The sequence below is a fragment of the Acinetobacter sp. C32I genome (genome assembly GCF_023702715.1).
Classification (GTDB): domain Bacteria; phylum Pseudomonadota; class Gammaproteobacteria; order Pseudomonadales; family Moraxellaceae; genus Acinetobacter.
Genome location: NZ_CP098480.1, coordinates 3150778 through 3172749 on the forward strand (window position 1 = coordinate 3150778; position 21972 = coordinate 3172749).

General features: G+C 37.4%; 17 protein-coding genes. 12 read left to right on the plus strand and 5 right to left on the minus strand.

What is annotated here, in order from left to right; translation table 11 throughout:
* Positions 1-90 precede the first annotated feature (90 nt).
* The 5 genes from wecB to NDN13_RS15035 all read left to right on the plus strand — a co-directional run bounded on the left by wecB (position 91) and on the right by NDN13_RS15035 (position 7878).
* Positions 91-1212, plus strand: a complete 1122-nt coding sequence (wecB, locus tag NDN13_RS15015; RefSeq protein ID WP_101236752.1) for a non-hydrolyzing UDP-N-acetylglucosamine 2-epimerase — start codon at positions 91-93, stop codon at positions 1210-1212.
* Positions 1213-1267: 55 nt separating this feature from the next.
* Complete coding sequence (gene wecC, locus NDN13_RS15020) at positions 1268-2509, plus strand: UDP-N-acetyl-D-mannosamine dehydrogenase (RefSeq protein WP_251116037.1); 1242 nt, start codon at positions 1268-1270, stop codon at positions 2507-2509.
* A gap of 39 nt (positions 2510-2548) precedes the next feature.
* Positions 2549-5557 (plus strand): glycosyltransferase family protein, encoded by a 3009-nt coding sequence (locus tag NDN13_RS15025; RefSeq protein WP_251116038.1) that lies wholly within the window; start codon positions 2549-2551, stop codon positions 5555-5557.
* A gap of 318 nt (positions 5558-5875) precedes the next feature.
* Positions 5876-7108, plus strand: coding sequence for an SGNH/GDSL hydrolase family protein (locus tag NDN13_RS15030; protein ID WP_251116039.1), 1233 nt, complete (start codon positions 5876-5878; stop codon positions 7106-7108).
* Positions 7109-7131: 23 nt separating this feature from the next.
* Positions 7132-7878 (plus strand): heparin lyase I family protein, encoded by a 747-nt coding sequence (locus NDN13_RS15035; RefSeq protein WP_251116040.1) that lies wholly within the window; start codon positions 7132-7134, stop codon positions 7876-7878.
* On the opposite strand, the gene NDN13_RS15040 is transcribed toward NDN13_RS15035, so the two are convergent.
* Positions 7871-8857 (minus strand): CgeB family protein, encoded by a 987-nt coding sequence (locus tag NDN13_RS15040; RefSeq protein WP_251116041.1) that lies wholly within the window; start codon positions 8855-8857, stop codon positions 7871-7873. The two genes, NDN13_RS15035 and NDN13_RS15040, sit on opposite strands and share 8 nt — an antisense overlap.
* A 462-nt stretch (positions 8858-9319) precedes the next feature.
* On the opposite strand from NDN13_RS15040, the gene NDN13_RS15045 reads away from it, so the two are divergent.
* A complete protein-coding gene (locus NDN13_RS15045) occupies positions 9320-10510 on the plus strand; it encodes a hypothetical protein (protein WP_251116042.1) in 1191 nt (396 codons plus the stop codon).
* A 20-nt stretch (positions 10511-10530) separates the two neighbouring features.
* Here NDN13_RS15045 and NDN13_RS15050 read toward each other — a convergent pair whose 3' ends face one another.
* The gene (locus tag NDN13_RS15050) at positions 10531-11532 is read right to left on the minus strand and encodes a galactosyltransferase-related protein (RefSeq protein ID WP_251116043.1); all 1002 of its coding nucleotides are present in this window, start codon (positions 11530-11532) and stop codon (positions 10531-10533) included.
* Positions 11525-12535 (minus strand): CgeB family protein, encoded by a 1011-nt coding sequence (locus NDN13_RS15055; RefSeq protein ID WP_251116044.1) that lies wholly within the window; start codon positions 12533-12535, stop codon positions 11525-11527. The genes NDN13_RS15050 and NDN13_RS15055 overlap by 8 nt, the downstream gene beginning before the upstream one ends.
* 94 nt (positions 12536-12629) lie before the next feature.
* Between NDN13_RS15055 and NDN13_RS15060 the strand changes: the two genes are divergently transcribed.
* Together NDN13_RS15060 and NDN13_RS15065 are read left to right on the plus strand one after the other, a co-directional pair.
* Positions 12630-14702 (plus strand): capsule polysaccharide biogenesis protein, encoded by a 2073-nt coding sequence (locus NDN13_RS15060; RefSeq protein ID WP_502799545.1) that lies wholly within the window; start codon positions 12630-12632, stop codon positions 14700-14702.
* Between the two features lie 9 nt (positions 14703-14711).
* Positions 14712-15899 (plus strand): capsule polysaccharide biogenesis protein, encoded by a 1188-nt coding sequence (locus tag NDN13_RS15065; protein WP_251116046.1) that lies wholly within the window; start codon positions 14712-14714, stop codon positions 15897-15899.
* Positions 15900-15947: 48 nt separating this feature from the next.
* Here NDN13_RS15065 and NDN13_RS15070 read toward each other — a convergent pair whose 3' ends face one another.
* A complete protein-coding gene (locus tag NDN13_RS15070) occupies positions 15948-16415 on the minus strand; it encodes an Lrp/AsnC ligand binding domain-containing protein (protein WP_032812567.1) in 468 nt (155 codons plus the stop codon).
* Positions 16416-16554: 139 nt separating this feature from the next.
* Between NDN13_RS15070 and NDN13_RS15075 the strand changes: the two genes are divergently transcribed.
* From NDN13_RS15075 to NDN13_RS15090, 4 genes are all read left to right on the plus strand, one after another.
* Positions 16555-17811 carry a D-amino acid dehydrogenase gene (locus NDN13_RS15075; protein ID WP_251116047.1) on the plus strand — a complete coding sequence of 419 codons (1257 nt, stop codon included), beginning with the start codon at positions 16555-16557 and terminating at the stop codon, positions 17809-17811.
* 24 nt (positions 17812-17835) lie between these two features.
* The gene (gene alr / locus NDN13_RS15080; protein WP_251116048.1) at positions 17836-18939 is read left to right on the plus strand and encodes an alanine racemase; all 1104 of its coding nucleotides are present in this window, start codon (positions 17836-17838) and stop codon (positions 18937-18939) included.
* 9 nt (positions 18940-18948) lie between these two features.
* Positions 18949-19308 carry a RidA family protein gene (locus NDN13_RS15085; protein WP_251116049.1) on the plus strand — a complete coding sequence of 120 codons (360 nt, stop codon included), beginning with the start codon at positions 18949-18951 and terminating at the stop codon, positions 19306-19308.
* A gap of 191 nt (positions 19309-19499) precedes the next feature.
* Positions 19500-20936: an amino acid permease gene (locus NDN13_RS15090; protein WP_033133740.1), complete on the plus strand. Its 1437-nt coding sequence runs from the start codon at positions 19500-19502 to the stop codon at positions 20934-20936.
* Between the two features lie 64 nt (positions 20937-21000).
* Here the strand turns inward: NDN13_RS15090 and NDN13_RS15095 are convergent, their stop codons facing one another.
* Positions 21001-21882 carry a LysR family transcriptional regulator gene (locus tag NDN13_RS15095; RefSeq protein WP_251116050.1) on the minus strand — a complete coding sequence of 294 codons (882 nt, stop codon included), beginning with the start codon at positions 21880-21882 and terminating at the stop codon, positions 21001-21003.
* Positions 21883-21972: the final 90 nt, after the last annotated feature.

Here is a 21972-nt window from a genome sequence, read left to right on the forward strand (position 1 = left end):
GTACTTGGATCAAGGTAAAAAAATATGTTGAGAGTATATGGTGTTGAAACAATAATTTTTAAATAAATTATTGAATAACTTGGTGAAAGTATGAAAGTGTTAGTTGTGTTTGGAACCAGACCTGAGGCGATTAAAATGGCGCCTTTGGTAAAACTGTTAAGTGCAGATCCTTTTTTTGAAACAAAGGTATGTATTACGGCTCAGCATCGACAAATGCTGGATTCTGTTTTATCTGTATTTGATATTCAACCCGACTATGACCTCAATATTATGAAAGCAGGTCAAAGCCTGACGGAACTGAATGCCAGAATGATGCTGGCACTTGAGGAGGTTTTGGTGGATTGCAAACCAGATCTGGTACTGGTACATGGGGATACATCAACAACACTCAGTACAGCAATGGCGGCTTTCTATCAAAAAATTGATGTCGGCCATGTCGAAGCGGGTTTACGTACTTATGATATTTACTCGCCATGGCCAGAAGAGGCCAATCGTCAGTTGACCAGTGTAATTGCCAAATGGCATTTCTGCCCAACTGAAACCTCTGCCAACCATTTACTTCAAGAGCACATCAATAAAAGCAAAATTTGTATTACAGGCAATACCGTAATTGATGCACTATTTTATGTAAAAGACCAACTGAATAATAATGAAGCTTTACAGCAAGAAATGCGTGCGCATTTTCATATGTTGGACCTCGACAAAAAGCGTGTTCTGATTACTGGCCACCGTCGTGAAAATTTTGGTGAAGGTTTTGAGAATATCTGTAAAGCGATCAAAGCACTTGCGGAAAGCTATCCAGAAGTTGAATTTGTATATCCGGTACATATGAACCCGAATGTGATGCAACCTGTATATCAATACCTTGATGGTGTAGACAATATTAAATTGATTGAGCCGCAAGAATACGTCCAGTTTATTTGGTTAATGCAACATAGCCATATTATTTTAACTGACTCAGGTGGTATTCAAGAAGAAGCACCATCTTTGGGTATTCCGGTTTTGGTGATGCGTGATACCACAGAACGTCAAGAGGCTGTTGAAGCAGGCACGGTAAAACTGGTGGGGACCTCAAAAGAATTAATTATTCAGCAGACCTCAGCTTTGTTAGATGATCAAGCACTACATCAGCAAATGAGTCTTGCGCACAATCCTTATGGTGATGGCTTGGCGTGTCAACGAATTATTGAACATCTAAAGCAATTTGCTTAATTGTAAATTGTTAATGAAAAGTAGAACCATATTTTAAATATTGCAGAGAATATTCATGTCAGAGTTAAAAATTTCAGTAAGTGGCCTAGGTTATATTGGCTTACCAACAGCAACAATGTTTGCAAATGCTGGAGCGCAAGTAATCGGGCTAGATGTGAATCAATATGCGATTGATACCATTAATGAAGGTAAGATCCATATTGTTGAGCCTGGTCTGGAAGAGATTGTAAAAAAAGTAGTATCTTCTGGCCATTTAAGAGCATCTCTAATAGCGGAAAAAGCCGATGCGTTTTTGATTGCAGTACCAACGCCTTTTAAAGGTGAAGATTACACACCAGATCTTTCTTATATTGAAGCGGCAGTAAATACCATTGCACCTGTACTAGAGAAAGGCAATATCATCATTTTAGAGTCAACCTCTCCTGTTGGAGCGACGGAACAGATGGTTGAGTGGTTGTCTGTCCTACGTCCAGATTTAACATTTCCAAAACAAGCAACTGATACAAATATAGATATTAATGTTGCTTATTGCCCTGAACGTGTCTTACCTGGTCATGTGATTCGTGAATTGGTGGAAAACAACCGTACCATCGGCGGGATGACTGCAGCATGTACTCAAAAAGCAAAAGAGGTTTATCGCATCTTTGTTAAAGGTGAGTTGTTAGAAACCAATGCGCGTACTGCAGAAATGACCAAACTCACTGAAAATGCCTTCCGTGATGTCAATATTGCGTTTGCCAACGAACTTTCTTTGATTTGTGACAGTCTCGATATTGATGTATGGGAGCTAATTAAACTGGCGAACCATCACCCACGTGTGAATATCTTAAGACCAGGTGCGGGTGTTGGTGGGCACTGTATCGCAGTAGATCCATGGTTTATTGTTAACAAAACCCCTGAATTGGCAAAAATGGTACGTTCAGCCCGTGAAGTAAATGATTACAAACCAAAATGGGTTATTCAGCAAATTGAAAATAAAATAGAAGAGCTTGGTACGTTGGGTCGTAAACCAAAAGTAGCTTTACTTGGTTTAGCATTTAAACCAGATATTGACGATTTACGTGAAAGCCCTGCAATTGAAATTGCAAAAATTGTAGGAAGTAATAGCGAAATTGAACTTTTATTAGTAGAACCAAATATTCATAAATTACCATCAGAAATAACAAAAGGAACATTAGTGGATTTAAATACAGCTCTTCAAGAGGCTGATGTTGCGGCTGTTTTAGTAAAACATTTACAGTTTAGCCAACTAAGTAGTCAAGATTTGAATAAAATTATTGATGTAGTTGGACTTTAATCGGATTGGGGGAGTGACTTAACTGTGGTAAATAAGCAAATGACCTATGAAGAAATCTTAGATGAAATTCAAAAGCTTCAAACTGAAGTTTTAATTAATCAAAGAAAAATTAAGTTTTTAACTGAACAGCTGACGTCTGGAAATGTTAAACATGAAAATGCCTTGAGCGTGAAAAATACACTCTCGTATAAGTTAGGCAATTTATTGATTAATACTAAAAAAGACTATACTGGTTTTGGGGAAATTCTGAAAGGCGTGGTTGGTTTGCGAGTTGAGTCACTTCAACGTAAGCAGAAAAAGGGAGGAGAGTTAAATAAAATTGATAAGTTACTCTGTAATTTATTTGAGGTGGAAAAACTTCAAATTGATTACAAAGAAAATAATCAATTTATTGATATTAATGGTGATTTTAGCAAGTATTCTTGGGTGGATTTGTTAATTAATGAACATGTTTCTAATTTTCTTAGCATAAAGTCTCTTCCAATTGGCGAGTATGAATTCAAAATAAAATATAAGGATAAAGCTTTATCAGTAAATAGAAAGTCTATTTATATTGGTTTTGGCTTAGAAAACTCTGATGAGATTAAGTCATCTACTGGTTTGGGTTTTTCAGAAAAGGCTGGACCATTTTTTTATATAGGTAGCGGTTCAAGTAATCATGATAATTCATATTTTGAACAGACCTATAGGCTTAAAGTTTCAAAAGAATTAAAAAATATTCAAATTAAAATTTTCTGTGCTAAACCAAATGTAACTATTGACGCGTTGGAGTTGGATTTTTACAAAGAGCCAATTAAAAAAAATATACTTGAGGCCCCGAAGAAAGAAGATAAAATTGAAATTAGTAAAATTAATTTTGATAAACTAGCTGATATAAATGTTGAGTATGTTCTTTATGCAGATATTAATGTAAATGTTGTAGATGGTTCGTCTGTATGGTTCTCTTCAATGGCATCAGTATTGTCTTCATTGGGAAGTGTTGCGATTATTTTAAAGGAAAATCCTAGAAGTCAACAAATTTTATCTAATATTAAAGGTAGTAATCCTATAACTTATATTGATCCAAAATCTTTAGATTATAAAGGGATCTTTAATATTGATGACTCAATTACTATAATAAAACATATTGACTCTTATTCTTCGAATTTGAGTTTAATTGTTGTTCGCGGTATAGATGTAGCTTATTCACTTCATCAAGATAACCAATTCTTAAATCGAACAGCCAGCTATGTTACTGATTTTTATTCTATTGATGATAATAAGTTGTTGATAAATGAAGATAAATTAAGAAAGCTGAAACTCATTGCGGAAAAAACTGAGTATTTAATCACGCAAACTGAGGCCATTAAAAATAAAATATTTGAGTTAACTAACAGTACTGCTAAAGATATTGACTTTGTACCTTGTTTACCTGTAGATAGCCTTAAGTATTTCAAAGTTAAGAATTCGTTTTATACTAGTAAACGTGAAATAAAAATAGGATATGCAGGAAAAATTACTCCATCTTGGGGTGTAATAGAACTTTTAGAGTGGTCAAAGAGAATTCAAGAAGAAAGTAACATTAAGATAAAATTATTTATTGCTTCAAATAAAATTTCATCACCAGTAGATGGTAAGAAGTTTAGGCATTATATTCATTCCTTTATGAAGGAGTTAAATGCTGACTATCGTAGTGATCTCAATCGAGAGCAATGCATGGAAATGCTAAACGAGATGGATTTTGTTTGGTGCTGGAGACCTGCTGAATTAGAAAATAATACATTAGAGCTTTCGACAAAATTAATAGAGGCAGCTGTAACAGGTGCAAGAATTATTAATTATCCAAGTACTATTAATACAGAGGTGTTGAGTGCAGATTATCCCTTTTATGTAGAAACATATGCAGAATTTAAGTCATTGTTGAACAAGAAGTTTTTTAAACTTTTCAATGGTGAGAATATTGCTCAACAAGTTTTCTCAAAGCATACTCTTGAGAGACAAGTAGATATATTTTCAAAAGTAGTTTTGTGTGATCAAACTAAAATTAAAGAGCATAAAAATATACTTTTTGCTTCTCATGATTTTAAATTTATTGATTCTTATATTTCTTTTTTAAAGGCTAAAGGTTATTCAATCCGAAAAGAAACATGGGAGTGGGGTGGCCATAAAAATGAAAAGAAATTAATGGAAAATTATAAATGGGCTGATATGATTTTCTGTGAATGGGGATTAGCTAATGCTACGTGGTATTCAAAAATTAACTCAGCGAAAAAACCGCTCTTTATCAGAATGCATGCTCAAGAAGTAAGGGATCGTGCCCGTAAATTTGGTAATCAAATAGTGTGGGAAAATGTAAGCAAAACGATATTTGTTTCAAATGAGATTAAGAATCAGGCTATGAATCTTTGGCAGAAAATGCCAGAAAATAAAATTATAAAAATTCCAAATTATATCTTGGATTCTAAATTAACTTATGTTCAGGATAAGTTTGATAATTTAAATGAAATCCGTATTGGGATGCTAGGAATAGTACCACAAACTAAACGTTTTGATTTAGCCGTAGAATTACTGAAGCAGCTAAGAGAACAAAACATTAATGCTAAATTATATATCAAAGGTTATAGACCTGAAGATTTAGAGTTTATGCATGCTCCTTCTAGAAAGCATGAGCTTGAATATTACTATGATATTTATAAGAATATTGAAAGCAATAATCTTACTAATTTTGTAGAATATGAAGGGTGGGGGAACGATGTAAACCAATGGTACAGTAATAAACATTTTATATTATCCCCTTCAGATAATGAATCTTTTCATTATGCATTAGCTGATGGTATTGTTGCCGGATGTTATCCAATACTTTGGAACTGGCCTAGCCATGATGAAAGTTATCCTTTTATTAAAAATTTTGTTTCTTCAGTAGATGAGGCAAAACAATTAATTGAAAAAGTGATTAAGAAAAAACCTGAAACTATAGTCAGAGAGATAAAGAGATTTCGAACATCTTTATTAAATTTAAATTCTCAAAAAGTTGTTTTTGAGCAGCTGAATAGTGAGATTATATTGTGATTAATAAGCTATAAATCTCTTCAGTGCAGTTTTTTTAGATTTTAGTTTAATAGGTTTTATCTTTTAATATAGGAAGAAAAGTTTTTTAACTTTACTTCCTATATGTATTGATTAATAAAATATTCTTCTAAAAGAATCAGTAAATGATTGCCTTAACAGGTATTTTTTCTGGTGTGTTACTTGTAATGAGATTAGTTATGTCTTATTCGGTTGATAATTTTATATTTAAGTTGCTAATGTAGTTGTAATAAATTGGTTTTAAATTTTTAGAATCGTTATTTAATAACTATATACTCAATTCATTCGTTGGAGTTTTTCATGAAAAGAAATATCAGATTGAAAGAGCAGCAAGCTCTGTCAACTGTAATTCATACGCCTAGGAATACTTATTGGGAGATTAGACCAACTTTAGATAAAAAATTGCAATTTAGATGTAATACAGATCAAGATGGATTTATAACTACAGGAAACTATGTTTCTTCTTCTAAAAGAATTTTTATTATGGGGGATTCATTTGTTGAATCTATGTATTCAACTGAATACTTAAGAATTAGCTCATGCTTAGAGAGGGAGCTATTTAATCATGGTCTGGATTTTCAAGTTTTTAATACTGGTGTATCTGGAACTACATCACTAAATATTCTAAACTCACTTTTAAATAAAGTGGTTTTATATAAGCCATCGCTAATTGTTGTGTTTATTCCTACTAATGATGTATATGCGAATAATTATAAGGATGGAATGTGGAATAAGACAAAATTATTTGGTAATATAGCGCCCCCATTAATTGATTCTGATTTTGATAATATATTAACAGCAGAAAAAATTGAAGATACCGTAAAAATTTATGAAATAATGAATAATGTTTGTAAAGTTTTTAATATAAAGTTGTTGGTATCGGCATCACCATTTATTGATGTTATCGATGATAATTTCTATAAAATCTCTAAAGCAGCTCATCAAGATGCTTGTGTTAAAAGAAAAACACTGTATAAATCTATTTTTGAATTTTGTAAGCAAAATAACGTATCTTATTTTGAAACCAAAGATATTGTGGATAGAAAATTTTTCTATGATGATGTGCATTTAAATGATTGTGGTGGAAGAGTATTTTCTGATTTAATTTTTAATAATATAGTGAAATTTTTACCAAAAGAAACTAAGTCACTATCTGAAGAATTTATAATAGATGATATTAATGTGCTAACAGATGATACTATCTGGATGGCTATTGGGTCAACTCAATATGAAATCGCTCATATAGTGCTTTACTACCAAACTGATTGTAATGAAGATGCAATAAAAAATAATGCCTTATTTTGTTTGAAATTCAATACTGATGATAGTACCCATGATTTAGAGGGTCTTAGATATTCTAATTCTGTTGGGTATTTTAATTATTTGAATACTGATAAAAATCTAAAAGTTGGGTGCTCCTTAAAATTTAAAACACCACAATATACAAAATCTTTCAAAATAGGTTTCCGTAGTTGGCATAAGACTGAAACTGTTAAATTGAAAAATATTAAAGTAGTAGTTTTTTATAAATAATCTTTAATTTGTGGAGTCTGGCTATGAAAAATATTGCTACAAAACTCTTAATTAAATTTATTTTTTTAATTGGGTTAAGTAATTTCTCTTTTGCTGATTCAATTGTTGATTCAAACCTGTGTTCATCAAAAATTGGACGAGGTGGAAACTTAATTTCAGAGCAAAATGGTTTTTTATATGGAAAGTGTCAAGGTAAAGTTTCTGCACCATCATCCTCTAATAAAATATTGACTTTCCAAACTGCTGCACAAACAAAGGAATCTGTAGTAAGTAGTAAAAAATCTGTTGATAGATCTGAGTTAGCATTTGTAAACAAGCCAATTTTAGTTGGCCAAACATACAATATTAATTATGATATAAAAATAGACCGAAGTTCTGATATTACGAATACATGGTTTTATGTTATGCAATTATGGCAAAATGAAAAATTGCCACCTGTTTTTTCAGGACGTATATCTAGAGGTACTTCAAAAAATCTTGCATTTGTAGTAAGGAATCCAGATGTTCATGTTACAGGGGCTGTAATAAAAAGATTAGATTTACCTCAAGATGATTGGACAAATTTTTCTATTAAAATCCTAATTGACTCTGATTATATTGGTCATATTAATATTTTGAAAAATGGTGAACAATTTGTAAATTGGGAAGGAAAGCTAGGGTACCCATCTATACAACCAAGCAATCAGTTCAGATTGAAGTTTGGAATGTATAAAGAACATGAACAAAATAAAGACTTTAAGGTCTATTTTAGGAATATTAAACTTAATTAATTTTCAATCCCATTTCATCAGATATTATTTTTATCCAATTTTCGTAACTGTATTTTTTCTCAATTAAATCATACGCATGTTTTCTCATTTCATTATATTCTGAAGTATTGCCATTTCGAATATTCTCTAAATGGAATTCCAATTGATCCTTATTTTCTATTTGTAAACAACAATCTGGAAATAAATTATCAATAGCTTCTGATTTATTAGAGAAAACAATACATCCTGATGCTATGCTTTCTAATATTCTCCTAGAAAACATAGTTGGAGAGTTAGTTATTGAATTAACATTTATGGAGTAGAGATAATTTCTCATAACTTTACCTGTTTCTTTATATTCTACTGCATCAAATATTCTAACATTATCATAACTAGGAAACTGGTAGTTTTTATTTTTTAATTTTGAATTTCTATCATATATATCTAGTCCATATTTTGAAAATATAGGGAAATAGCTGTCTTGCCAAGCTTTTCTATTGGGATGATTATTTGTTAAATAACTACCCATAAATATACCATTTCTTGATCTGTTATTTATGTCAGTTATTTTGAAATTATGAATCCTAGGTTGATAAGCAAAAGGTAAATAAAAAGAACCTTTTGCAGCAGAATATTTTTCGATACAGTTGGAGTCTGTAGTAGCTACATATTCGAAAAGATTTGCACACTCTTGGAATTTTTCAAAGTGAATAGGGTCTTCCTTATTCCAAAAGATAACAGGAATTTTTTTTTCATTTGCCCATTCAAGCATTTTAACTATTATTTTTAGATCTGCTTTTTTATCTGGAAAATTAACAAGCTTATGTTTCCATATATTTCTATAACCAAACCATGCTGATTCGACTAGTATAAGATCGGGATTAAAAAATTTATTCAATATTATATTTCTTAGCATTGGGAATAAAATAATATTATTCTCCATTTTCAGACCAGTGTATGTTAATGAGTCTAAAAGGCAGAGTATTTTAAGTTTTTTCATGATTTAATCTTGGATTCAATGTGAAAAAATATGCTTGTCTTATTAATTTAAATAGTTAAAGAAAAAATGGATTTCTAGCTTAAATTAATTGTTATTTATTATAGCTAATTTATTTAGCTGTTAAAAGTTTATTTTGTTTTGTAATTTATAATAAAATCAGATAAATACACTTCTTTTACATTTTAGTGAAATGTTTTACATGCATTTTTAACAAGGTATATTGAATCAACGATCATGAATTAAAGAATTGGTTTAACTGAAATGAAAAAATCAATAAATCAAGGCTTAAGTAATTGTTTTTATTCTTATTTTTGTAAAAAATTACAAAAAATTTATAAATTAATATTATTTTAATACAAAATATTTACAATATGCAAAATTTTTTATGTTTAGGGCTGTATGTGGTTGTAGGTTTGACACCTCATCAGCATTTCAATTGAACATTTTTACCATAAGTATCTCATGAATCTAAAAAAACTAATTTTGCTCCTTTCTTTATTTCTCGTTGGATGCGGAGGGGGGAGTGAAACAACTGTAAATAAGCCTGAAGTACCCAAGGTAGTTGAACCTTCTAAACCAATAGATCCTGTTCCATGTAAGAAAGCTTTAGATCTTTCAAATCTGACTGATAATGGCGCAAAAATTATGCACTCCTTAGATGAGTGTGGTCAATATTTTCCAATACCTAGTGGTTTATTACCTAGCAAAGTTGGTAATGATATTTCAATTAATGATCTAGAAAAAAATACTCTCAACCAGAGAGATAAAATTCGTCTTGATACGCCATACTTTGTAAACGATCATGTTGTTCATCCAATTATTTTAGACTTTCAGAGCAAACTTGTAGAAAAGAATAGGTATTGGCTAGGTATTACGCCTTATCATAATACACAGGATGCGTATGAAAATCCGACAGTCTATGAGAGTAATAATTTAGAAAAGTTCAATCTTATTGCAAGGTTTAAACAACCCTTGTCTGATGCGCCAAAAAAAATAAACACTGATGATAAAACATATAACTCGGATATTGATTTTGGTTATGATCCATTCAAGGGTGAGTTAATTATGATGTGGAGAACTGTCACCTCTCTACATGGTAATGCTAGTAATAGACTATTTGACTTACGCTATGTTACATCCAGAGATGGGCTTAAGTGGTCTGAGGAAAAGGTACTATTTTCAAATAGCTATAAGGACCCAATTTTATCCCCTTCAATTTTATATAATACTGAAAACAATTTATGGTATTTATACTATGTTGGGTATCGAAAGAATAAAACAACGCTTGCATACAGAACTGCATCGAATTTAGGTGGTATGTGGAGTGATGTGCATTTCATTGATAGTCCAAAAAATATTGAACCATGGCACTTGGAAGCCCGATTTGTTGGACAACAAACTGTTCTATTAATTAACGATAATTTCTTCAGTAGAAACTTATATTTTGCTTTAAGTCAAGATGGTGAAAATTTCAAAGTTTCTGAGAAGCCATTGTTAATAGGTAAATGTTTGGCTCCTTATAAAGCCAGTTTTAGTCCAGTGTATAATGCAAATGGTAGTGTTTCATTTAATGTATATTGGACCTCGAGTGCTTATAAAGAAAATGGATCACAGATATGGCAGTTATTTTATGACAAGATAGAAATTAAATAATATAAGTGGCCATAGGAATATTATTTTCTCAATTTATGCCCTTGGATCTCAGCCCAAAGTGCTGAGTATTCAGGGCGGTTGAGAGAGTACTGTGTTAACAACTGACAGAATGCTTTCAATAGATAGGGGGGGGCTGTATCAATTAGCGTTCCATCTTCAATTTGTTGTTTAAGTTTCAGTTCAAAGCGCTGCTGATTCGCTTGCCGTTGTTGGTGGTAAAGGCTTTTTTTATCTTTTTCATGATAAATATGCAGGAAATATTCTTTTTGAAAGAGTTGCTCTAGCTGGCTCTCCGCCAAAATGGCTCGGAAACCTGTGGCCATCATGGGTGCTAGATAGGTTTCATCAAGCAACAAAGCAGGTTGATATGTAATTAAGCCTTTATGCTGAAATAAGCGTAGCATGAAGTCAAAATCTTCATAACCATGTCCAATAAATTGCTCATCAAAACCTTCGATTGTTTGTACAGACTTTAAGTCAGTAATGATGATGGATGATGGAAAGGCCAAGTGTAAAATCAGGTCTCGCCTAAAGTCATAATATGCGTGTCTAAATGCTGCTAATGTCAGGCGCTTGACCTGCTTGCTGCCTTTTTTACTCAAATACAGACATGGATACATGCATAACTGTGCAGGATGCTGTTGTACCTGAGCAAATGCATTGTGGATTTGCTCAAGATTGATATGAATATCGATATCAAGAAACATGACATAGTGTGTTTGTACTTGTGCCAATGCAATATTTCTTAGACGAGAAAGATGTCCACTGGCACTTGGATCAATCACCAACGTGATTTGTGGGCAGCCTGCAATCAGCTTTTTGAGTTGTTGCACTTGGCGTTCGGGCTGTGCATTACAACCTAAAATAAAACGAATGGGCTGGTCTTGTACTGTCGAAACCAGACACTTGATTCTTTGCAAAATATCACTACTACGATAGCTTAAGTCGATCGGAATGACGATGGATAAATCAACCCAGTCATGATCAGGTGTTTTCTTTTTCGAGAAAAAAAATTTAAGCATATAAATAAGGGTGATCGATTTGGCAGCTGTTTAGGATGTCTTTTAACCACTGTTTCACGGTATAGTGGGTGAATACATGATCACAAGCATAACGTATTTTTTCATGTTGTTGCTGACTTAATCCAAAGCTGAGTTGAGTAAATAATTCATCTGCCTGTTCCTGTGTTTCAACCACTTCACACAGGTCTTGAAATAAATTCTGGAGTGCAAGGCTTGGATTGCTGATCACCAAACGACCACAGGCCATCCCTTCAACCACTCTTCTGGAGAGCATGGTGGGCGAGGTGGTGACTGAGTTAACATTAATAATTTGTTGAAATTTACGCATAATATGTCCCGTCTCACGATAGGGAACAGAGTGTAAATATTCTGCTTTCAGTGTTTCGGGGAACTTATAATTCTTGTCTTTTTTGTCATCGTGTCGATTGATAATGCATAAGCCATGTGGGGCTGCAGCTTGAAATAAGATATCCTGCCATTCACGACGTTCCGGGAACATATGGTGCATATAGCTGCCCATAAACAAGCTGGAGCGAGACACTGTTTGGCTGATCGGTGCAGGGTAGTGAATTTTGGGCTGAAACGGAAAATTTAAATAATTAATTTTTGAGTCTGGGCACAAGTTTTGATAATTCGGGATGGATGCACGATCAGTAGTAAAAATAAAATCAAATAAGCGTGCAGAATCAATAAATTGATCAAAATGATACGGGTCTTCCTTATTCCAGAAAATTGTTGGAATTTGATGTTTTTTGGCCCATTGAATCAGCGCTTTGACTTTATCATTATTGCGTCTTGGATGTTCTGGATAGTCTGCAATATGGTATTGCCATTTACGGTTCTGACCTAACCATGCAGATTCAACTAAAACAAAATCAATTTTTCCTGGGAAAAAATGATAAAACCAATGTTGGTATGAAATTAAGTTTACATTTGCTTCTAGCTCAAGCGCAGTAAAAGTAAAGTCATCCAAGACAGCCAAGATATTAATTGATTTTTCCATTAAAAAAACTTAATTTGAATTAGTGGTTTAGTTTCAAATTTCCCCTGCCATAGGTTAGAAAAATTTTCGAAAAGAATATGTGATATAATAGTAAATGAACTACACCAACATTGTAAATGTTCATATGTTAGATTACATTCCTTTTGGGATTAATAAGATATATTTTTTTAAAAACAATGATTTATATAACTCATTGACTCAAGAGATTAAAAAACGCACAAACACGGGAAATAATAAAATATTTTGGGGGTGGGGGCGTAAAAATAGTTTTAAAAAAGCCCAAATACTGGCTGCGGAGCAGCATGGTGTTGCCATGTGTGCGGAAGATGGCTTTATCCGCTCTTTAGGTCTGGGTAAAGCGGGTTATCAACCCCTTTCCGTCGTTTTAGACCAGTCTGGTATCTATTTTGATGCGACACAATCCTCGGATTTAGAAAAAATCATCTTGGGGTTGTCACTTTCAAAAGATCAGGTATTACAAGCACAAGCACTCATTCAGAAGATTCTGAATGCGGGTATCAGCAAATACAATTTACATTACCAATCACTTGAATCAAGCAAATTTCAGCAGCAAAAAAATATCCTTGTGATAGATCAAACCGTGGGTGATCAATCAATTCGTTGTGCCATGGCTTCGGCAGAAAGTTTTAATCACATGCTGCAACAAGCACAACATGACCATCCTGACGCACAGATCTGGGTAAAAATACATCCCGATGTGTTGGCAGGAAAAGCCAAGAGTCACTTTTCGCGTGAGCACCTCAAAGCACCCAATATCAAGCTACTGACAGAGAATTATAATCCGGTCGAATTGTGCCAACAAATGTCGGAAGTCTATGTGGTGAGTTCTCAATTGGGCTTTGAGGCCTTACTCTGTGGCAAGACCGTGCATTGTTTTGGTGTACCGTGGTATGCAGGTTGGGGATTAACACAAGATCGTGTACCGCTGTCTGAAGCGATTCAAAGTCGTAGACAGGTCTCGCGGAGCATTGAACAACTCTTTGTCGCCGCCTATGTACGCTATGCCAAATATGTTTCGCCTGTTTCACAACAGATCTGCGAGTTGCAGGAAATTGTAGATACTCTAATTCCTAATATTGAATTTCAAAAGCAAATCCCTGCTACAACTGTAGTGGCTTATGGTTTTAGTCGATGGAAGAAGAGCTTTATCAAAGATTTTCTCGCCTTTCCTCAGGTTGAGCTACGCTTTAAACACTGGCGTAAACCAGCTAAAGATCAAGCCATTGTGGCGTGGGGTAAAAAGGCGACATTACTCAAGCAACAGGGCTACCAGCAGGTATGGACGGTTGAAGATGGTTTCCTTCGCTCTTTGGGACTCGGTGCTAAACTTATTAGGCCTTTTTCATTGGTCTTTGATGATGTCGGAATCTACTACGATGCCACGCGTCCATCACGCTTGGAACAGCTACTCAATCAGGTAAAACTTAGCCCAGAACAACAGCAGCGTATTCAGTTATTGGTGCAGCAGATCATTCAAAATAAACTGACCAAATATAACGTCGGTCAGCAGTTATCAGATGGTATTCAATCACTTCATAATATTGAGAAAAAAATAATTTTAGTGGTGGGGCAGGTAGAAGATGATTTGTCGATCCAGCTGGGTGGAATTGACATTAAGACCAATCTGGCTTTGATCGAAGAAGTGCGAAAAAACCACCCCGATGCCTATATTATTTATAAACCGCATCCTGACGTAGAAGAAGGCCTTAGAAAGGGTAAAATTGCATGGGATGAGATGAAACATCTGGTCGATCAGGTTGAAAAAAACGTATCAATTATCACACTATTCGAATATATTGATGAGCTGCACACAATCACCTCTTTATCTGGATTTGAAGCACTGTTAAGAAACATTAAAGTATACTGTTATGGTATGCCGTTTTATGCAGGTTGGGGAGTTACAGTTGATCGACACACATGTGAACGGAGACAACGTAAGCTCTCGGTGGATGAGTTAGCGTTTAGTGTTTTGGTAGAATATCCTGTTTATAATTTACCTCAGACGCGTATATTACAGATTCCGTTGGTCACACCAGAACACGTGATGCAACAGATATGCAAATTACAGCAAACGGCCGAGAAATCTCCATCAAGTGTTTGGTCATGGATGTTTACACGCTTGCGTGGATTGAAAATAAAGTTTTAGGATTAGAGATTGTCTATATATCTAGATGAGCTATTGTCAGCCAAAAAAGTTGTGTTATTACAAGGACCAATAGGCTCATTCTTCACAGATTTGTCAGACTGGCTTACAACCAAACAAATTGAGTGTTTTAAAGTCAATTTTAATGCGGGAGACTGGCGTTACTACCATTCTCGCCCGAATATTTGGCATTACCGAAAAAAATCCACCGATTTTGGCGCTTGGTTGTCTGAACACATTCAGCAAAATCAGATTGATGCCATTATTTGTTTCGGAGACTGCCGTTTCTACCACCAACAGGCACGTGCAGTTGCGCAAAAGTTGCAGATCCAGTTCTATGTGTTTGAGGAAGGCTATATTCGCCCAGATTACCTCACCTTTGAGGCGGATGGGGTTAATGACTTTTCGAATTTTAAACAACTTTTTTTAGCTGAAAATGATCAGGATGTTGTAGAGCTGCATCGTGAATCCAGTGATAACCACTATCATCTGATGCTGTGGAGCGGCTTCCAATATTATCTGTGTTGGGCTTTGCTGTTCTGGCTTTATCCTTTTTATCGACATCATCGGGGTTATAACCCTGTGCAAGAGTTTGGCTACTGGTTTATGGCGATGTTGCGTCGCTTTAAAAACTCCTTGGTTGAGCCGAAGCGCTTTGATGCCTTTATTCAGCAACACAGTAAGAATTATTTTATCTATACCCTACAAGTGCATAATGATTCACAGGTACGGGTGCATAGTGATTACACCGATATTCGCGATTGTATTGTCGAGATTCTTCATTCTTTTGCGCAGCATGCCAATCCCGCGCATCATTTAGTACTCAAGCATCATCCGATGGACCGTGGTTATCGCCAATATGCTCAGTTGATTCAAGACGTTTCAGCAAAACTGGGTGTAGAGGATCGTGTTCATTATTTCTGTGATATCCATTTGCCGACGTTATTGAAACATAGCCTCGGTTTGGTCACGATTAACAGTACGACAGGGATTCAGGCACTGTATCACCACATTCCTGTGAAAACTTTAGGGCGTTCTCTCTATGATCTGCCAGGGCTGACGGTACAAGGTGATCTTGATGCGTTCTGGTGTAATCCGACTCCACCTGATGAAGCCTATTTTCATCTATTCAGAGAAAAACTAATTGAAATTACCCAGTTAAATGGCGCCTATTATGGTAAAAATTTCTGGATGAAATAATAGAAAGCCCTTTCATCAAAGGGCTTTTTTATGGCTTTGAATACCCTACTACACGCCCACATCTAAATATAAAGACTCTTTCACTTCTTCCATCACCACATAACTATGTGAGGATGCAGAGGCAGGCAGTTTTTTCAGTAAATCACCTAACAGGCGGCGATAGGCACTCATTTCCTTTAAGCGTGCTTTGACCAGATAATCAAATTCACCTGAAATCAGATGGCATTCCAGTACTTCTGGAATATCGACCAAATCCCGTGCCACTTGATCAAATACATCACCCGATTTGGCCGAGAGCTTGATCTCCAAAAACACCAACAAGTTGCGATCGACATATTCAGGATTGAGTCGGGCGTAATAGCCCATGATGATGCCTTCGCGTTCCAAACGCTTCACTCGTTCAGAGCAGGGGGTGGTAGACAGGTTGACCCGTGAGGCCAGCTCGCTGATGGCAATCCGGCCTTCACGTTGCAAAATGTCTAAAATCAAGCGATCAATACGGTCTAATTTACGCATCATTTATTCCCTTTTATTTTCATTTTTTCGTGACGAAAGTATGAAATTACCTAGATTATAGCCATAAAATCAGTCAAAAAAACTATTGATCCAAAAATATACTAGTTAAATAACCTAGTGTGTGCTTAAGGGATCTATTATGCGCGTAATCGTTTTAGGAAGTGGCGTCATTGGTGTGGCAAGTGCTTATTATCTTGCACAACAAGGTGCGCAAGTGACGGTACTTGACCGTCAATCAGGACCTGCCAAAGAAACCAGTTTTGGTAATGCAGGTCAAATCTCCCCAGGATACTCAACCCCATGGGCAGCACCGGGTATTCCTTTTAAAGCAGTCAAGTGGATGTTTCAGCATCACGCGCCATTAGCCATCAATATTGATGGCAGTATGTGGCAGTTGCAGTGGATGGCACAGATGCTGAAAAACTGTAATCCACAAAGCTATGCGGTGAACAAAGAACGCATGATGCGTGTGGCAGAATACAGCCGTGACTGCTTACGTGATTTAAGAGCACAAACCCGCATCAACTACGAAAACCGTTCGAAGGGCACCTTACAGGTGTTCCGTAGCGACGCGCAACTTGAAGCGGTACAACGTGATATTCAAGTATTGCAAGAGTGTGGTGTCGACTTCGCTTTACTGAATGCCCAAGAACTGGCGACTGTAGAGCCGGCTTTAGCCCATACCGATAAATTGGTTGGTGGCCTACATTTACCGAATGATGAAACGGGCGATTGCTATTTATTTACCAATGCCTTAGCAAAACTGGCGCAAGATTTGGGTGTTGAATTCAAATTCGACCAAAATGTCGAAAACCTGATTGTTGAAGGTGATGAAATCAAAGGCGTCAAGGTCAATGGTGAGGTTCTCACTGCGGATCGTTATGTCTTGGCCTTTGGTAGTTATTCACGTGATTTCTTAAAGCCACTGGAACTGAATTTACCTGTTTATCCCGTGAAAGGTTATTCACTGACCATTCCGATTGTAGAGCCAAAATTTGCACCGCAATCAACGGTACTGGATGAAACCTATAAAGTTGCGATTACCCGTTTTGATCAACGCATCCGTGTTGGTGGTATGGCGGAATTGAGCGGCTTCAATCTAGGATTGAATCAAGATCGCCGTGCCACATTGGAAATGGTGACTCAGGACTTGTTCCCGGGTGGAGATCTCGCTCAAGCCTCCTTCTGGACCGGCCTACGTCCAATGACTCCAGACAGTACCCCAATTATTGGTGCAACCCAGTACAAGAATCTGTTCCTGAATACAGGGCACGGCACTTTAGGTTGGACCATGGCCTGTGGTTCAGGCAAGTTGATCAGTGATCTGGTCATGAACCATCGCCCTGACATCAGTACCGATGGTTTGTCGATTCAACGTTATTCACACGCCGCTTAATTGCACAGACAGGGAAGTTACAATATGCCTCGTCCAATTACTGCGGTGATCCATGCCCAAGCCTTACGCCAAAACCTTGCGGTGGTGAGGCAATCGGTTCCGAACAGCAAAGTGTTTGCGGTGGTCAAAGCCAATGCTTATGGGCATGGGATTGAACGTGTTTATGCATCTTTTAAAAACGCCGATGGTTTTGCCTTGCTCGATTTGGACGAGGCAAAACGTCTGCGGGCATTGGGCTGGACCGGCCCGATTTTATTGCTGGAAGGAATTTTCTCTGCCCAAGACCTGTTCGATTGTGTGCAGTATCAATTGAGTTTTACCGTACACAATATGCAACAGGTGGCTTGGATACAGCAGCATGCCTATCCCGCTCGATTCGATATTTTCCTCAAGATGAACAGTGGTATGAACCGTTTAGGGTTTAAACCACAACAATATCGTGACATTTGGCAGCAGTTGAGTCAGTCAGACAAGATTGCCAGCATCACCCATATGATGCATTTCTCCGATGCCGATGGTGACCGTTTTGGTCAAACAGGCATTGACTATCAATTACAGCAATTCGACGCCGCGATTGAAGGTTTACCGGGAGAAAGATCGGTCAGTAACAGTGCTGCAATCTTAAGATATCAAACTCAATTACAGTCGGACTATGTCCGTGGCGGCATCATGCTGTACGGCAGTTCGCCCGATTATCCCAAACATACTATTCAGGACTGGGGCCTTGCGCCGAGTATGAGCTTGCGCAGCGAGATTATTGCCGTACAAGAACTCAGTGCCAATGAAAGTGTCGGTTATGGTTCCAGCTATGTGGCTGAGCAACCGATCCGAATTGGCATCGTGGCCTGTGGCTATGCCGATGGTTATCAACGCATTTCAGCAACAGGAACCCCTGTTTTGGTCAATGGGATTCGGACCCAAATCATTGGACGGGTCAGCATGGATATGCTGGCGGTGGACCTCAGCCCGATCAGCGATGCCGATGTTGGCAGTGAAGTGGTGCTTTGGGGCCAGTCCAGTTCAGGCACAATTTTAGCCATTGATGAAGTGGCAGCAGGTTCAGGCACCATCGGTTATGAACTGATGTGTGGCGTGACTGCACGTGTTTCATTTATTACTCAGGAATAAGGATTTCTTATGTCTAACTCAGATATTCAAAAGCTCAATACCAATGAAGTCATGAGCGCAGTGACGGTCTTCAATCAAGTGGTGTATTTATCAGGACAAGTGCCTAAAAATGCGGACTTAGATATTGAAGGGCAAACCCGTGAAGTGTTGGCCACCATTGAACAACTTTTGGCTTCAGCAGGAACTGATAAATCACGTTTATTGTCTGCACAATTATTTGTTAAAGACCTATCCGATTTCCCTGTGGTTAACACCATCTGGATTGACTGGTTAAAAGGTCATGTTGCACCTTCGCGTGCCACCATTCAGGCAGACTTGGTCAATCCGAAGTGGTTGATCGAAATTGCAGTCGTTGCAGCACAAAAATAAAGCGATCCGCTTTATTTTTGTTTAAAAAATATAAAAAAAGAAGAAAAGTAACGTATTTGCAGTAGATAAAACGTAGTCAGATACGTATTTTCTTGCAATCGAAATGAGTCAGCCGTCTTTAAAAGACAGCTAGGGTATGGCGTATAAATCAAGTGCTGACTCATTTAGGAAAAAAGTAAAAGGAACTTTATATGACGGTTACATCTCATCAGTCAGAAGGCGAACAGTCGCCCCAAGACTTACAACGTAAACTCTCCAATCGCCATTTGCAGTTGATCGCCATCGGCGGTGCAATTGGTACAGGGCTCTTTATGGGCTCAGGCAAAACCATCTCTTTGGCAGGCCCATCAATTCTGTTTATTTACATGATCATTGGTGGCATGTTCTTCTTCTTAATGCGGGCGCTCGGTGAATTGTTGCTTGCCAACTTGCATTACAAATCCTTTGTCGATATGGCGCATGATCTGATTGGACCATGGGCTGGTTATTACATGGGTTGGACCTATTGGTTAGGTTGGGTGCTGGTTGGTATTGCCGATCTGGCCGCCGTGATCAATTATCTCACCTTCTGGCTGCCAGAAGGCACCATGTTTACCCCAATTGGACAGGCTGCTATTAGTGCAGGCTGTGTGCTGTTTGTACTGTTCTTGAATTTGCTCACCGTGCGTCTGTTTGGTGAAATTGAGTTCTGGTTTGCGCTGATCAAGATTTTAGCGATTATTGGCTTGATTGGTGTCGGTGGCTATATGATCTTTAGCCATTTTCAGGCACCGCATGGCACTGTCGCTTCGCTCAGTAATGTCTGGTCGCATGGTGGTATGTTTCCAAAAGGTCTGGATGGTTTCTTGGCCGGTTTCCAGATCGCGGTATTTGCCTTTGTCGGGGTAGAACTGATTGGAACCACAGCTGCTGAAACCAAAGACCCACATAAGAATTTGCCTAAGGCCATTAATGCGATTCCGATTCGGATTATCTTATTCTATGTGTTGGCTTTATTGGTGGTGATGTCCGTGACACCGTGGAATATTATCCGTGCGGATAAGAGCCCATTTGTCGAATTGTTCCTGAATGCAGGGATTGTCACCTCAGCCATCATCATGAATCTGGTGGTCCTGTCTTCAGTGATGTCTTCGATGAACAGTGGGGTATTCTCCACCAGTCGGATGCTGTTTGGTTTATCTAAAGATGGTCAGGCGCCGAATGCCTTTGGTCGTTTATCGAAAAGTGCCGTGCCAGCCAATGGTTTGATTTTCTCTTGCGTCTTCATCATGGGCGGTGCGGTACTACAATACTTTGTACCGAATACGCTTGAGGCCTTTACGCTGGCGAGTTCACTGTGTGTGATTCTATTCATTAGTGTCTGGAGTCTGATCATGGTGTGCTATCTGCGCTACCGTAAATTACGTCCAGAATTGCATGCGCAATCCAAGTTTAAAATGCCGGGTGGCGTATTCATGTCTTATATCGTGATTGCCTTCTTGTTATTTGCGTTGGTGATTTTGGCACTTGAACCAGATACCTTAAAAGCCCTGTATGTTAGCCCGTTGTGGGTGGTCATTTTGGCTGTAACCTATCAGTTGATGTATAAACCACGCATGAAAAAACTGGGTCGTGAATTGGCACAATAGTTCATGTCTATTCAGTAAAAAACCGATCTAGATTGATCGGTTTTTTATGGTCTAGCCATTGTGTTTAATCCACCAATAAGTGCTGATATTGATCAGCCTGTTTGCGTAGATAATCCCAGACCAGTTTAATACGGGGTTCATGCTGTAGATCGACAAAGGTCAGCATCCAAAAGGTATGGGTATAGCGCACCTGTTGCTCCAATACGGCTTCAAGCTCGGGCTTATCATCGGCCAAAAACTTGGGCAAAATCGCCAATCCTGCACCCGCACTCACTGCAATCTGCTGCGCTAAAATACTACTACTGCGGAAATTAGCGCTGAGTTTTAAAGGTAATCGTTCCAGACAGTACAGCTCGGGGCTATAGACCAAATCATCAATATAATTGACGAAGCGATGTGGGGTTAAATCCTGTAAATGCCGAATCGGGGGATGCTGAGACAGATAGCTTTTGCTGCTATAAATTTTTAAACAATAATCTGAGAGTCGCGTAATGATATAGGGGCCAGAGGTGGGTCGTTCAATTGAAACCACAATATCGGCTTCACGATGCGACAACTTGATCATTTTCGGCACTGGAATCAGGTCAATAGTGAGCGAGGGATACTGTATGGAAAACTCCGCTAACAAGCGCGCCAGAAAGGCAGTACCAAAACCTTCAGGTGTGCCAATTCGCACACGGCCTTGCAAAGGTTGATCAGGCTTTTCAATTTGTAGAAAGGCATATTCCATTTGCTCAACCCGTGGCACCAATGCCATTCCTTCCAGCGTCAGCTCATAACCAGAGGCCTCACGTTTAAATAAGGTCACCCCTAAAGCTTGCTCCAATGCCTGAATCCGCCGTGCCACGGTACTGTGTTCCACGCCGATGATCCGTGCCGCATTGGTCAAGGTTTTAGTCCGTGCCAACACTAAAAAAAACTGTAGATGATCCCAATCCACTTTCATTGTTATTGTCGTCCATGTGCATATTTGCACAACGATCGTGCATTAATTTGCGTTGGTGGTCAAAGCTTTCTTTGCTAGTCTCGAATAAAA